The sequence below is a fragment of the Gilliamella sp. Pra-s52 genome (assembly GCF_009795805.1).
In the GTDB taxonomy this organism is placed as follows: Bacteria; Pseudomonadota; Gammaproteobacteria; order Enterobacterales; family Orbaceae; genus Gilliamella.
In genome coordinates this window covers 47,890-63,821 of sequence record NZ_WTEY01000007.1, presented here as the reverse complement: position 1 = coordinate 63,821, position 15,932 = coordinate 47,890, and the positions used below count along the sequence as shown (strand labels likewise).

The 15,932-nt window shown below is 36.8% G+C and carries 9 protein-coding genes; 7 read left to right on the top strand and 2 right to left on the bottom strand.

Going from position 1 to position 15,932, the window contains the following annotated elements; genetic code table 11:
* Nucleotides 1-4: 4 nt before the first annotated feature.
* Complete coding sequence (gene gltB, locus GQ594_RS06845) at nucleotides 5-4,462, bottom strand: glutamate synthase large subunit (protein ID WP_160411904.1); 4,458 nt, start codon at nucleotides 4,460-4,462, stop codon at nucleotides 5-7.
* Between the two features lie 775 nt (nucleotides 4,463-5,237).
* Here gltB and GQ594_RS06840 point away from each other — a divergent pair.
* The 3 genes from GQ594_RS06840 (at nucleotide 5,238) to GQ594_RS06830 (ending at nucleotide 8,734) form a co-directional block, all read left to right on the top strand.
* Nucleotides 5,238-6,773 carry a hypothetical protein gene (locus tag GQ594_RS06840; RefSeq protein ID WP_160411905.1) on the top strand — a complete coding sequence of 512 codons (1,536 nt, stop codon included), beginning with the start codon at nucleotides 5,238-5,240 and terminating at the stop codon, nucleotides 6,771-6,773.
* Nucleotides 6,774-6,783: 10 nt separating this feature from the next.
* Nucleotides 6,784-7,413, top strand: coding sequence for an MFS transporter (locus tag GQ594_RS06835; protein ID WP_160411906.1), 630 nt, complete (start codon nucleotides 6,784-6,786; stop codon nucleotides 7,411-7,413).
* A 139-nt stretch (nucleotides 7,414-7,552) separates the two neighbouring features.
* The gene (locus tag GQ594_RS06830; protein WP_160411907.1) at nucleotides 7,553-8,734 is read left to right on the top strand and encodes an NAD(P)/FAD-dependent oxidoreductase; all 1,182 of its coding nucleotides are present in this window, start codon (nucleotides 7,553-7,555) and stop codon (nucleotides 8,732-8,734) included.
* Between the two features lie 19 nt (nucleotides 8,735-8,753).
* Here GQ594_RS06830 and GQ594_RS06825 read toward each other — a convergent pair whose 3' ends face one another.
* Nucleotides 8,754-10,193, bottom strand: a complete 1,440-nt coding sequence (locus GQ594_RS06825; protein ID WP_160400459.1) for a sigma-54 interaction domain-containing protein — start codon at nucleotides 10,191-10,193, stop codon at nucleotides 8,754-8,756.
* Between the two features lie 258 nt (nucleotides 10,194-10,451).
* On the opposite strand from GQ594_RS06825, the gene lysA reads away from it, so the two are divergent.
* Genes lysA through GQ594_RS06805 form a run of 4 tightly spaced genes read left to right on the top strand, consistent with a single transcriptional unit; the run spans nucleotide 10,452 to nucleotide 15,888 of the window.
* The gene (lysA, locus tag GQ594_RS06820; protein WP_160407447.1) at nucleotides 10,452-11,849 is read left to right on the top strand and encodes a diaminopimelate decarboxylase; all 1,398 of its coding nucleotides are present in this window, start codon (nucleotides 10,452-10,454) and stop codon (nucleotides 11,847-11,849) included.
* A gap of 52 nt (nucleotides 11,850-11,901) precedes the next feature.
* A complete protein-coding gene (locus tag GQ594_RS06815; RefSeq protein ID WP_160400234.1) occupies nucleotides 11,902-13,308 on the top strand; it encodes an APC family permease in 1,407 nt (468 codons plus the stop codon).
* A gap of 25 nt (nucleotides 13,309-13,333) precedes the next feature.
* Nucleotides 13,334-14,440 (top strand): alanine/ornithine racemase family PLP-dependent enzyme, encoded by a 1,107-nt coding sequence (locus tag GQ594_RS06810; protein WP_160411908.1) that lies wholly within the window; start codon nucleotides 13,334-13,336, stop codon nucleotides 14,438-14,440.
* Nucleotides 14,441-14,493: 53 nt separating this feature from the next.
* Entirely contained in the window at nucleotides 14,494-15,888 is a 1,395-nt protein-coding gene (locus GQ594_RS06805; RefSeq protein WP_202112508.1) for an amino acid permease, read from the top strand.
* The last annotated feature ends 44 nt before the right edge of the window (nucleotides 15,889-15,932 follow it).

Below are 15,932 nucleotides of genomic sequence, written 5' to 3'. Positions count from 1 at the left end.
CTCCTTATTGTGCCTGAACACGCAGTTCTGCCGATGAGCGACTGCGGTGCCCAAGTAATGCTGTTACATCACTGGATTTTGGTTTGACTAATACAAATTGTTTAGAATAATCATTCCAATTTGCCAAAATTTCTTCTGCGCGTGATGAATGGGTAAGTTGAGCATGCTCCATAATTAGACCACGAAGGTGTTCTTCGTGAATGGCGTAATCTGCCACATTTAACATTTCAACTAGCTCTTTATTAATGCGGTTGTGCAGTTCGCCGTCAGCATCTAAGATATAAGCAAACCCACCAGTCATACCCGCACCAAAGTTAACGCCAGTTTTACCCAGTACGCAAACAATGCCGCCTGTCATATATTCACAGCCGTTATCGCCAATGCCTTCAACAACGCTAATTGCGCCAGAGTTGCGGACAGCAAAACGTTCGCCTGCTCGCCCTGCGGCAAATAATTTACCGCCTGTTGCTCCATATAAGCAGGTGTTGCCTGCGATAGTGGCTTCATGACTTAAAAATGCCGACCCTTGTGGTGGGCGAATGACAATGCGTCCGCCAGCCATGCCTTTACCAACATAGTCATTGGCATCGCCTGTTAGGGTTAAGTTTACGCCACCGGCATTCCATACGCCAAAACTTTGCCCCGCTGTGCCGTTAAAGTTTAGCAAAATTGGGTCGGTGACTAAGCCTTGATCGCCATATTTTTGGGCAATGTAGCCAGATAGGCTTGTGCCCACCGAGCGATCGGTGTTTTGTATATCAAAATAGAAGCTTTTGCTTTGGCGTTCATCCACCGATTGTTGGGCTTGGGTGATGATTTCTTTGTTTAGCACGCCTTTGTCAAATGGCTTGTTATCTTCAATACAGTAAACTGGTTTGCCTTCAAGTGGAGTTGCTGTTTGAAGCAGTCCTGATAAATCCAGTTTTTGTTGTTTAGCGGTTATACCATCAAGCTCTAAGAGTAAGTCAGTTCGCCCAATTAAATCGACAATTCGACTTACGCCAAGTTCAGCCATGACTTCACGTGTATTGCGAGCAATAAAGCGGAAGTAGTTGATAGCCTTTTCTGGTAGGCCATGATAGTGGTGGCTACGCAATTTTTCGTCTTGGGTTGCAACGCCCGTTGCACAGTTATTTAGGTGGCAAATACGTAGGTATTTACAACCTAAGGCAACCATTGGGCCTGTTCCAAAACCAAAACTTTCAGCACCTAATATCGCGGCTTTGACAATGTCAGTACCGGTTTTTAAACCACCGTCGACCTGTAGGCGTATTTTGTGTCGTAAGCCATTGGCAACAAGAGATTGTTGGGTTTCAACCAAGCCAAGTTCCCATGGTGAGCCAGCATATTTGACCGATGTTAACGGGCTAGCACCCGTTCCACCATCGTAACCCGAAATGGTGATTAAATCGGCATAGGCTTTTGCAACGCCTGTTGCGATAGTACCAACACCCGGTTCAGAAACTAATTTGACCGAAATCATGGCATTTGGGTTGATCTGTTTTAAATCAAAGATTAATTGCGCTAAATCTTCAATCGAGTAAATATCGTGATGAGGCGGTGGCGAAATGAGTGTGACACCCGGTACAGAAAACCGTAATTTGGCAATATAAGGGGTGACTTTGTCGCCCGGTAGTTGTCCACCTTCACCCGGTTTCGCTCCTTGGGCAACTTTGATCTGAATTACATCAGCACTCATCAAATAGCTTGGTGTTACCCCAAAGCGTCCTGATGCAACTTGTTTAATTCGGGAAACTTTTATGGTGTTATAACGAGCAGGATCTTCACCCCCTTCGCCAGAATTTGAGTAGCCACCTAATGTGTTCATGGCTTGGGCAAGCGATTCGTGTGCTTCTGGACTGAGCGCACCAATTGACATAGCGGCCGAGTCAAAGCGTTTAAATAACGATTCTTCGGGTTCGACTTGTTCAAGTGGAATGGCGGCGTTTTCAGGCGGGTTGAGCTTTAATAGATCACGTAATGTAGCCGCTGGGCGGTTATTTACAATATCAGTATAACGTTTGTAATCTTCATAACTGCCATTATTGACTGCTTTTTGCAGTGATTGTACAACATCAGGGTTATAAGCGTGATATTCGCCACCGTGAACAAATTTTAGTAATCCCCCTTGGTCTAATGGTTTACGACGTAACCATGCCTGTTTGGATAAATTGAATTGATCTTGCGCAAAATCATCAAAATTCGCACCACTAATACGGTTAGTTACCCCTTGGAAACAAAGCTCAACGACCTCTTTGTGTAGTCCTACCGCTTCGAACAATTTTGAACAGCGATAAGAAGCAATAGTCGAAATGCCCATTTTAGACATAATTTTGTATAAGCCTTTATTAATTCCATTGCGGTAATTGGTTATTACTTGACGGTGAGTTTTGTTGATTGTGCCATTATCAACCATTTGTGCTAAGGTTTCGTAAGCTAAGTAAGGATAAATGGCTGTGGCACCAAAACCAAGCAGTACGGCAAATTGATGTGGGTCACGGCAACTTGCTGTTTCTACAATGATATTGGCATCGCAACGTAAATTCTTTTCAACCAAACGTTGTTGTACCGCACCCACTGCCATTGGTGCTGGAATTGGCAGGCGATCGGCTGCGATGTTTTTATCTGATAATATGAGTAATACGGTTCCATTACGCACTTTTGCTTCGGCATCGCCACATAACTGTTCAATGGCATCGCGCAGGCTACCGTCAATTTCATAGGTGATATCTAATGTTTCTGATTTGTAGTAGCGTGATTCTAATGCAGTTAATTGTTTAAAATCAGAATAAACTAAAATAGGAGATTTGAACGCAACACGGTGAGCTTGTCCTTCGGCTTCGGCAAAGACGTTCATTTCTCGACCAATGCTGGTGGATAGCGACATAACATGTGCTTCACGTAATGGGTCAATGGGTGGATTTGTGACTTGTGCAAATTTTTGGCGGAAATAGTCATAGATTAGACGAGGTCGGCTTGATAATACCGCAAACGGTGTATCATCACCCATTGAGCCTGTAGCTTCTTGTCCGTTTTCACCAAGTACTCGAATGCATTGGTCGAGTTCCTCGGCGTTGTAACCAAATTGTTTTTGGTAGGTTGCTAGTAAGGTATCGTCATAATCACGCGATCCGATATTATCGTCAGACAAGCTTTCAAAAGGAATAAGTCGTTTGACGTTTTTTTCCATCCATTCTTTATAAGGATGGCGTTTTTGTAAGTCGTTGTCTGTTTCTGACGATTGTAAAATGCGACCTTCTTCGGTGTCGATAACTAACAATTCCCCCGGACCAACACGCCCTTTGGTGACCACTTCGTCTGGTTGATAGTCCCAAATACCGATTTCAGAAGCGCAGGTAATGAGTTTGTCAGTGGTAATAACATAACGAGCAGGACGAAGTCCATTACGGTCTAAGTTACAGGCGGCATAACGACCATCAGACATGACAATTCCTGCTGGGCCATCCCATGGTTCCATATGCATTGAGTTGAAATCAAAGAAGGCTTTGAGATCTTCGTTCATGTCAGGATTATTTTGCCATGCGGGTGGCACAAGTAAGCGCATGGCTCGCACAATGTCCATGCCACCAACTAAAAACAGTTCAAGCATATTATCTAATGAGCTTGAATCAGACCCCGTTACATTGACAAACGGTGCTGCATTTTGTAAGTCTGGAATGAGTGGCGTTTTAAATTTATACGATCTGGCTTGCGCCCATTGACGGTTGCCTTCAATGGTGTTGATTTCGCCATTGTGAGCAAGGTGTCGAAAAGGTTGCGCTAAAGGCCAACGGGGTACAGTGTTGGTTGAAAATCGTTGATGGAATAAGCATATTGCTGTTTCCATGCGGATATCGGCTAAATCTAAATAGAATCGAGGTAAATCTTTTGGCATACATAAGCCTTTATAGATATTGACCTGATTCGAGAAGCTACAAACGTAAAAGGTGTCGTCTTGAACTCGCTTTTCAATACGACGGCGTACCATATATAAGCGACGCTCTAAATCAATTTTTGTCCAACCCGCTGGAGCGTTGACAAATACTTGTTCGATTTTTGGTAGTGATGATAATGCTATTTCGCCAAGTACGCTTTTATCAATCGGTACTTCACGCCAACCTAGGATTGATAGGGTTTCCTCAGCAAGCTCTTGTTCTACTATATCACGACTAGCTTGTGCTTCAGCTTCGTTTTGACTTAAAAATAGCATACCAACGGCGTAATTGGTCGCTAATCGCCAGCCTGCTTCTTGGGCGACGACTCTAAAAAAACGGTCGGGTTTTTGTAATAAAAGCCCACAGCCATCGCCGGTTTTTCCGTCAGATAAAATTGCGCCACGGTGTTGCATTCTGGCCAAGCCGTGAATTGCTGTACGCACCACTTTGTGACTTGGTTGCCCTTCAATATGTGCAATTAAACCAAATCCGCAGTTATCTTTTTCATGATGCTGGTTATATAACATATCATTGCCTCTAATTCATCGCTTTTGTCATTTTGAGAAGGTATAGGCATTAATCCCATATTGGCTACAAAATTAAAGAAAAATAGTATTTTGGTCAAATAAATATTACTTATAAGTCAACCTTTTAATAACTAATATGGACGTTATTAATAAAGCTAATAATTGTATTTATCGTAATGATTTTTAACGTTTTTATTATTTAAAGCCATGTTTTAGTAATCTGTGGAGATATTTTTGATATAAGTTGTTTTTCTTTTTGTTAAGAGGTTTAAGGTAATTATCACGTTTCTGTAAAAAAGTTAGAACAGGCTTAACGACTAAATGTGAGTTATGTTTATTAGTTATATTACTGTATATTTTATGATTTTAATGTATGGCAAAAATAAATTATAACGATAAATTGAAAATATTTTTACTAAATCCTTGCTAATATGTTTAATTAGGTGTTTAATTATTACTCAAATTACTATGGGCATACTGTTGAAGGAGTTAGTTCTTTAATAGTGATGCTAATTAATTGATTGATGATTAACGTCAAATAAATCTAAAAATTACCTTACCATTAGTGATGCTTATAGGTGAGGTATTCGTACTGAAATTTATCATTTATTTATTATGATTGGCTAATAAAATTGTCCATGTTCTATTTTTGTAGAGGTAATAGGGATGGTGCATTATAGCTTAATTTGTGCAAAACAAATTAAAATATCTATTTACGAATAAATTGAGTAATAATAACTATATTCAAATAATAAAGAAATTTAGGAAAATCGCTATGAAATATTTTGCTTGGTGCATTTCGCTCTTAGTGGGATTAATGAGCTTAGGTCAAGAAATGCTGTGGTTTAGAATCATTAGCTTTAAGATGGGGGGGGCACCTTATGCTTTTGCTTTGGTACTATTCTTTTTTCTATTAGGTATTGCTTTTGGTGCAAATCGAGGTAAAGCAATTTGTTCACGTTATTCAAACCTACTATTGGCTGGTGGGTTGGTGCTAATTTTTGCCGGCGTTATTGATATATTGATTCCATTTATTATTCAAAAAATAAATCAACCACATGATTTTGCTCTATGTCTAGGTATATGTTGTGTTTTAATATTTGTCGTTGCGGCTTTAAAGGCAATATTATTTCCAATCGTACACCATTTAGGTACAAATATTACCAATGGTAACGTTGGCGCTTCTGTATCTAAAGTCTATTTTTTTAACATTATTGGCTCAACGCTTGGTAGTTTATTAATCGGGGGGGTTCTCCTCGATTATATCTCTATTTCATCAATGTTTATTCTAATCGGTATTGTTTGTATCTTATTAGGTAGCTTGATGATGATTAAAAAATCAGTATTTTCTGTTATCGCTGCTGCTATAATTGGTATTGGTTGCTTTTATTTTGTAGATAAACATGTTGATTATATTTTCAGTAATACCTTCCAACAAGATATATCTGTCAATTCTTATATTGAAAATCGCTATGGCATAATTCATGTTGTCAATGACAACAAAGATGGAAGAAAAAATATTGTGCTAGGAAATAATATCTATGATGGTATCATAAATATAGATCCTGATAATGATATAAATGACCTAAATCGACTTTATTTATTAGCGGCAGCTCATCCAAATCCTAAAAAAATCCTTGTTATTGGTGTGAGTGCGGGAGCTTGGACTCGAGCCTTATCAAGTTTTCCAACGTTAGAAACAATTGATGCGATTGAAATCAATAAAGGCTATTTGGATATTATCAAGCAATACCCTGTTGTTTCACCTATATTGAATGATCCTCGAATCAATATTCATATTGATGATGGTCGACGTTGGCTTAAACGAAATAGTGACAAAAAATATGATTTAATTATCATGAACACGACTTACCATTGGCGTTCTGGTATAACTAATTTACTCTCACAAGAGATGATGGGAATATTGCATCATTCATTAAATCCTAATGGTATTTTGGCATTTAATAGTACTCGTTCACTCGATACCTTGAAAACAGCACAATCGGTATTTAAATATGCTTATTGGGGTACATTGGGCTTTATTTATGCCTCGGATTCAGAAATTAAAATTGATGAAAATATTGTTAAAAATCGTCTTAATAAGTTGAGTTTAGATGGCGTACCTCTGTTTAATGAAGAAGCGAAACAACTTGAAAAGGGCGCTTATCAAAAAACACTAGCAACAAAATTATTAAGCCTAGAAGAGGTTGAGAAGCTTTCTCATTTAGGTCGAGAGACAGAAATAATTACTGATAATAATATGATAACAGAATATAAATATGGTCTTTTTACACAGATAGGAAATAAATAAGGGGTCTTTTATGTTAAACAAAAAACAGTTACTGCTATTAAGTACTCTATTTTTTATTTCGGGAATGAGTGGATTAACTTATCAAGTAGCTTGGCAGAGGGTACTTTATGCGGCGTTTGGTTCTGATGTTGACTCTGTTGCAATTATTGTATCAGCATTTATGTTAGGATTAGGCTTGGGTGCCCTTGGTGGTGGAAAAATTGTCGATAAATATCCAAATAAAGCACTGCAACTTTTTTGTTTTAGTGAATTTGGAATAGGTTTATTTGGACTAATTAGTTATCAATTGATTCTATTTGTTGGCGATATTTTTATTGTTTACAATTTAATTGTTGTTGCAATTATTAATTTTTTATTAGTACTTATTCCTGCGCTTTTAATGGGGGCCACACTTCCTATATTAATTACCTATATTGCACAGTTTTGGAAGAATATAGGGCAAACAACAGGGCATCTTTATGCTATTAATACTTTAGGTGCAACTCTCGGTGCAGGCTTAACAGGGTTTATTTTATTTAATCATTTTGGGCTGCACGGTGTAACGATACTTGCTGCATTGGGAAACTTTATTGTTGCTACTTTTGCTTTTCTATTTTTTAATAAAACAAAAGTAAAAAATGGTATTGAGGAAGCTGAATAAAGAAGTGATAAAAGCACTAAAAATGATAAATCAGTAACAAAGGTTGCTGATTTATCAATAAATTAATTCAATTTATTAACCGACATAGTGTTCATACTCAATTTACAAATACACTATCTTCACTTTTAAAATATAGATTATGCTATCTAAAATCACAATTATAGGCGCTGGCGCCGCTGGGCTTTTTTGTGCTGGTTTACTGGGGCAAAAGGGGTATGATGTTACCGTGATTGATAATGGTAAAAAGTTAGGCCGTAAAATTTTAATGTCTGGCGGGGGAAAATGTAATTTTACTAATTTGAATGTTGAGCCTAAGCATTATTTGTCACAAAATCCGCATTTTTGTAAATCGGCATTAAAGCGTTATACACAGTGGGATTTTATTCATTTGGTGAATCAATATCATATTGCTTATCATGAAAAAGAACACGGGCAGCTTTTTTGTGATGATTCAGCCCAGCAGATTGTCGATATGTTAGTTAATGAGTGTCAAAAAGGGAGCGTCAATTTTATAATGCAAACGCAACTTAATGACATGGAATGGGATGCAGGAAAATTTAAATTACACACTTCAAAAGGTGTGATTGAGTGCGATAAAGTGATTATTGCAACCGGTGGGCAATCTATGCCTGCGTTGGGGATGACGTCAGTGGGGTATAAAATTGCCGAGAAATTTAATTTGCCCGTTGTTCCTGTAAAAGCAGGGTTAGTGCCATTCACTCTGCATAAACCTTTGTTAGATGTGCTTTCAACATTGTCTGGTATTGCTGTGCGAGTTGAGGTATCAATACCTAAAATCAGTTTTAAAGATAATCTGTTATTTACTCATCGGGGATTATCTGGTCCTGCTATTTTACAAATTTCAAGCTATTGGCAAGCGGGGGATATAATTAAGGTTAATTTGTTGCCGAATATGCATTTTGAAACAGAATTTAAACCATTATTAGAGCAAAATCGTAATCAAAATATAAAAAATTGTTTAGCTCAGGTTTTACCTAAAAGGCTTGTTGAAGCATTAATGCAATTAAATTTAGTGGCCGATTTGACAGTGAAGCAACTTAATCCTAAGCAGCAACAAAATCTTTATGATTCTTTAACCCAATGGGCGATTATTCCCAATGGTACTGAAGGATACCGTACCGCCGAGGTGACATTAGGCGGTGTGAGTACCGATGGGTTATCATCAAAAACCATGGAGGCGAAAACCCAGCCCAATCTCTATTTTATTGGTGAAGTTGTTGATGTGTCAGGCTGGTTAGGGGGGTATAACTTTCAATGGGCTTGGAGTAGTGCATTCGCTTGTGCGCAAGCATTTGGTTGATCGTTTTTGGGTGATTAAATTAATCATCAATCACTCCCATTTGGATGTGGTATTTTTTGACTTTATATTGTAGCGTTGTGCGTGAAATGTTTAATATTTTTGCCGCTGCAATAATTTTGCCATTAGCTTGATTTAAGGCATCAATAATAAGCTGTCGTTCGTAGTTTTCTACTTGTTCGGTTAAATTTTTCCCGTTTGGTGATGTGATTTGTGTTGTTTTGTTTGGCTTACTGCTTTCATCGCCTTGATAAAATGAACTATTGAGATCAAATAGTTCTTCATCAAGTGTGATATGTTGTAATTCACCGGGAGTGCTTTGTAATACCATACTTCTGACTATGGCATTTTCAAGCATTCGTACATTGCCAGGCCAAGGGGCTGATATTAATTGTTGTAGTGCATGTTCACTAATACCGCTGATGACGATATTTATATCGTGTTTATGTTTATCAATAAAATAGCGGGCTAAAACGGGAATGTCTTCTGTTCTGTCGCGTAATGCTGGGAGTTTTATTAAACCTACGTTTAATCGATAAAACAGGTCGCTTCTCATTTTACCTGTTTTTAGTAATTCTGCTGGTGATTCGTTCATCGCTGCAACAATACGAACATCAGAATACATTTCTTTATTACCACCCAGTGGCCAGTAGGTTTTTTCTTGTAGGAATCGTAATAATTTGCTTTGCATATCTAAAGGCATGGCATTTAATTCATCAAGAAACAATGTGCCACCATTTGCAAGCTCTAAATAACCTTGTCGAGTTTCTGCGCCCGTAAATGCGCCTTTTACTGTGCCAAATAATGTGCTTTCAATTAGTGTTGTTGGTAACGCACTACAATTTAGGGATATGAAAGGTTTGTGTCGGCGTTGGCTTGTTTGGTGTATTAAGCGGGCAAATAGCTCTTTACCTGTGCCTGTTTCGCCAACAATTAATACAGGAACATCATTTGCTCCTAACATATTGGTTTGATCAATAACTTGTTGCATTTTTTGGGAAACAAAAACGATTTCAGGTAATGGCTGTTCTTTGTTTTGGTATAACTTGCTATTTAGGGTAAATACTTGATCTTGTAGTTGTCTAACAGTTGATAAATTTCGCCCTATTTCTATTGCGCCGATAATTTCTTTATTATTGTTATAAAGTGGTACTGTTGTGTGCATGTAATCAACAAGTTTACCAACATGATTGTAATAGCTTTGGTAATTATCTTGATATTCTTTACCCTGTTGTAGTGCTTGCAGCATGGTGCTGTCTTCTTTTCTCATCTTTGGATAAACCTTAAGTATGGGTTCACCAATAGCTTGCTCCATAGGGTAACCATCTAGTTCTGCACTTTCTTGATTGTAATAAATATATTTGCCTTCTTTATTGATAATAGCTATTGGCTGATGGATTAGATCAAAAAAATGTTTAAATATATCTAGCGATTGTAATAATTCAGGATCGATTGTCATGATATGAGTGCCTTTTAATTTTGAATTATTTTTAAGTTTTGCTTAGGTTAATTTAAATCCTTTTCAACTCTTTCTAAAATGACGAATTTTTGTCATAAAGATATATTTTACACTATATGACTAATTTTATTTTGTGATAATTATTATTAATGGTTTGATTATTATTGTTTTTTAAGTTGGCATACTGATTGCATTACAGGTGAGAAGCCATTTTTCTTATTCATTATGTACTTTTTTATGTACTAATTAACTGGAGGTCATATGTCTGACACAATTATGTCAAATTATAACAAAATACGCACAGATCTTGTAACTAAAGATCGTCGTTTTAGTGCTGAAAGTGGCAAACTATGTTTTGATGGTATTAATTTAGAAAAGTTAGCCAAAAAATATCCAACACCTTTTTATGTGTTTTCTGAAAAGGAAATTGATCGTAATGTGCAAGAAATCAAAGATGCATTTAAAGCGCATCCAAACACAAAAATTTTCTATGCATCAAAAACCTGTTCTGTAATGGGTGTGCTTAAAGCAATTAAAGATGCGGGTATTTACGCAGAAGCCAACTCAATGTTTGAAGTGCGTAAATGTTTAGATATTGGTTTTCCTGGTAGCCAAATTGTTTTCAATGGTGTGGTTAAAAAACCTGTGGATTTAGAGTTTGCTATTCAAAATGATCTTTATATTATCAATGTGGATAGTTTGTATGAACTTGATATTATTGATGAAATTTCAAGACGTTTGAAAAAAGTAGCGAATGTTTGTGTTCGTGTTGAGCCAAATGTTCCATCAGCAACTCACGCGGAATTAGTCACTGCTTATCATGCTAAATCAGGTATTGATTTAGAACAAGCAGAAGAAACCTGTCGTCGTATTTTAGAAATGCCATATGTCCATTTACGTGGTTTACATATGCATGTTGGTGATCAGGTACCTGAAGCAGAGCCTTTTGCTAAAGCAACAAAAGTTTTAGTTGATGAATCACGTCGCTTAGAAGAAGTGCTTGGTATTAAATTTGATTTAATCAACGTTGGTGGGGGGATTCCTGTTCCATATAAATATGATGAAGAAAATGGTAATCCATTAGAAGACAATATGTATGCTGGTATTACTGCACAAGATTTTGCTGATGCGGTTATTAGTGAAGTCCACAAATGGCGTACTGATGTTGAAATCTGTATTGAGCCAGGTCGTAAAGTAACAGGCTCAGCAGGCGTGCTTGTAACTGAAGTTGCCTGTGAAAAACGTAAAACCAATTATGATTTAGACGGTAACATTGAAGAACACGTTGAGTGGAAATTTGTTGATGCGGGTTATAGTGTGTTATCTGATAGTCAACATTTTGATTGGTTTTTCTATGTTTATAATGCTTCAAAAATCAATGAAACACATGATGAATACATCAAATTAGCAGGTCCTTTATGTGATGGTGGTGATTATTTCCATGTCGGTGTTAAAGGTGAAGAATTCTTGATGCCAAAGGACACTCAAATCGGTGATATTGTGGCTTTCCTTGATGCTGGTGCTTATACCATCGAAAGCCAAACTGTTTATAACAATCGTCCTCGTACTTCTGTTGTTATGATAGATAAAGAAGGTAAAGATCGATTGATTCGCCGTGAGGATACTTACGAAGATATGGTTGGGTACGACATATATTAATCATTAATATCTGGGGCATTTTATGCTCCAGATATTATAAAGTGAGGTTATTATGAGTGATTCTAAAGATTCAAGCCTACTTGGTATTAAAGACATTGTGTTTATGAATGTCATTGCAATACTCAGTTTGCGTCAAATTCCGAATGTTGCTCCTTATGGGGCGTCAGCAATGGTACTTTGGTTACTTGCTGCATTTTGTCTTTTCTTTCCGTTAGCAATGGTTTGCGGTGAGCTTTCAACCGGTTGGCCAAAAGATGGCGGTATTTTTGTATGGGTAAAAGAAGCGTTTGGTAAACGTATTGGTTGGATTGTTGTTGTTTGCTTTTTGTTTTCTTGTGTTCTTTTCTTTCCGTTAATGTTGCAATTTGGTTTTACTGCAATTGGGTATATGTTTAGTGCTGAGTTAGCTCAAAATCAAGTTTTTATTGGCGTTGGTTCCATGGTTGTGTTTTGGATTTTAACGTTGATGAATATTCGAGGCATGCAATGGACTAAAATTATCAATAGTGTAAGTGCGTGGCTTGGTGTATTTATTCCTGCTGCCATTATTATTGTTTTAGCCGTGGTATGGTTGTTTACTGGACACCCAATGGCAACGAGTTATAGTCATGTTAGTGATTGGATCCCTGATTTAAGTAGCTGGGATACTATCGTATTTTTGTCTAGTATGATGTTTGCATTTGCTGGCCTTGAGGTTGCACCAATGATTGCAGGACGTACGCGCGATCCTCAACGTGATTTTCCAAAAGCAATGTTAGTTTCAGCAATTGTAATTGTTGGTATTTATATGGTGGGTTCATGGGCAATTAATACATTGTTACCTGCTGCAGATACCGATATTGTTGCTGGTGTTATGCAAGCGATGGAAGCTGCGGCCAATGAATTACATATGCCTTGGTTATTACCTGTTATGGCAATTTGTTTATTCTTTGGTGCATTAGGACAAATTAACTCATGGTTAGTAGGCCCTATTTATATGTTACAAGAAGCATCAAAAGAAGATAATTTGCTTGGTGAACGTATTGGTCGTTTACACCCTGTGTATAAAACACCTGCTTTTGCTTTAATTATTCAAGCAATTATTGTCACTGTACTTTGTTTTTCAACATTTGTGTCTCCAAGTATTGCGGCGGCATATTGGATGTTAACAGCACTTACAACAATTTGTTATTTTATTCCGTATTTAGTGATGTTTATTGCGTATTATCGTTTACGCTTTACTCAACCTGATGTACCGCGTAGCTTTAAGATTCCAGGTAAGATTATGCCGATTGTTTTACCTGCATTAGGATTTTTATCAACGCTATTTGCTGTAATTTTGGTTTTTATTCCACCGGCTCAAATTGATATGGGGGGATATGTTGAGTATATCGCAAAAATAGTAGGGGGTGCTGTGCTTGCTATTGGTTTAGCTGAATGGATCTACTATCGAGCACAAAAGCGTAACCGTTTGCAATAGTAATAATATATAGAGGAGTAATTGTATGTACAAACCTATATTAGAAGTTGATTTGCGCAAATTAAGAAATAATGCTCGTGTTGAAAAAGAGTTGTTAGCTAAGCACGGCATTGAAGTAATGGCTGTCAATAAAGTTTTTGATGGCTGCGTAGAAACCGCCAAAGCTGTGCTTGACGGCGGTATCGATGTGATTGCTGAGTCAAGAACCTACAATTTAAAAAAATTGAAAGAAGCTTTAAATTGTAAAACATGTTTATTACGTAGCCCTTGTTTAAGTGAAATTAGTGATGTGGTTAAATACGCTGATATTAGCCTAAATAGCGAGAAGCAAGTTATTCAAGCTCTTTCTGATGAAGCAGTTAAGCAACAAAAAGTTCATCAAGTTTTGTTGATGGTAGATATGGGTGATTTACGAGAAGGTATTTGGTTTGAACATATTGATGAAATTATTGATACGGTTAAATTAATTCTTTCTTTACCATGTGTTGAGCTATATGGGCTTGGTACCAATTTTAACTGTTATGGTACTGTTTTACCAACAGTAAAAAATGGAGTGGACTTTTTACATATTGCGCGTAAAGTAGAAGAGTCTTGTAATATTAAAATTAAATATTTATCGGCTGGTAATTGTACAAGCTATCATCTATTAGATAAAGGTATTTGGCCGGAAGGGTTGAATCACTTAAGAATAGGAGGATTGCATGAATTTGGTATTGAGTATGTGGATATGAAATACCTGGATGAGTTTCATCATTCAAGCAAACCTGTTGATAAAGCGTGTAGTAATTTGTATAAATTATATGCACAAGTTATTGAGCTCAATAGCAAGCCAACGGTTCCTGTTGGTGAGTTAGGTGTGGATGCTTTTTTAAACAGTAAGACGTTTGTTGATAACGGTACACGCAAACGAGCACTTCTTGCCTTTGGAAGACAAGATGTACCCGCAGAAAGCTGTGTGCCTGTCAATGATAAAATTACTGTTTTAGGGCAAACAAGTGATCATACTATTGTTGATATTGAAGATGTTTCTGAAACATTACATGTCGGTGATATGATCGGTTTTGAACTTGATTACACTGCCTTACTGATGGCTTGCCAAACAAATGGTGTAGAAAAACGGTTTATTTATTAATTGTGTTAGCTGCTGGGAAACCAGCAGTTTTTATTGATTATTAGGCGGTTTACATGACAACATCAGAATCACAAGAAAGTCCTTATCCCAGTAGTTTGAAGAAAAATCTAAAAAATCGTCATCTTTTGATGATTTCTTTAGGTGGTTCTATTGGCACTGGGTTATTTATCGGTATCGCATCTCCACTTAGTACGGTTGGTCCATTAGGAACCATTATTGCCTATTTAATGGCAGGAAGCATTATGCTTTCAACTATGTTATGTTTAGGTGAGCTTTCTTGTGCATTCCCTCATGCTGGCTCTTTTCAACATTATGCATTAATGTTTATACCTAACCCAATTTGGAGTTATACCATAGGTTGGTTATATTGGTTAAGTTGGGTGCTATCTATGGCGGCCGATTTAACTGCCGCATCAATGATTGCTCACCAAACTTTCCCGTCGATTCCTATTTATCTTTTTAGTTTGTTAATTTTAATTGTTCTTACTTCAGTGCATTTAACTTCTGTTCGTGCATTTGGAGAAAGTGAGTATTGGTTTTCAACGATTAAAGTTCTTGCGATTATTGCATTTATTGGTGTGGGGATTTATTTACTTAATCACCAATATGCTGAAACGCATATTTTACCAACATTTAAAACCGAAAAAGGCTGGTTTCCTAATGGCTTTTTAGCAATATTTGTTTGTATGACTATTGTTACTTATTCATTTCAAGGTGTCGAATTAATTGGAAATGCAGCAGGTGAAGCTGAGTCTCCTCAATCTGTTTTACCTAAAATTATTACTGGTGTTGCTTTTCGTATTATTTTATTTTATGTTTTGGCCATTGCTGTTTTGGCGCTTGTGTATCCATATGGAACAGAACATACTGAAATCAGTCCATTTGTGTGGGTATTTAATCAAGCTGGAATTACATTTGCTTCGTATATAATGCTTTTTGTGATTTTTTGTGCGGCTATATCTGCTGCTAATTCAGCTATTTATGCAAGCTCAAGAATGTTATGGTCTATGGCTCAAGATAACTTGGCTCCAAAATATTTTTCAAAAGTGAATCGACGAGGTGTTCCAACAAAGGGCATATTATTTATAGCCATTATTGCATTAGTTTCTTTGTTTTCTAAATATATTGCGGCTGAAAAGCTTTATATTTATTTAGTAGCAGGTACAGGGCAAGTAGGGTGCTTTGCGTGGATTATTATTGCTTGGTGTCAATATCGTTTTCGTAAAGGTGTAAATAGCGGTAAATACTCTAAAGAGATGATAAAGTTTAAATCACCACTTTTCCCTTGGCTTGCTGTTATTTCCATTATTATAAATAGTGTTATTATTGTTGGTGTTTGGTTTGGTGATTCTGGGCAATTTATTTTATTGTCGGAAGTTATATTAATTATTGTTATTCTTATTTCTTATTTGTTTTATAAAAAACATAATATAATCAAAAATGATTAATGTAATTTGTATGTGTATGTAATCATCTAATAATATTATTTTAG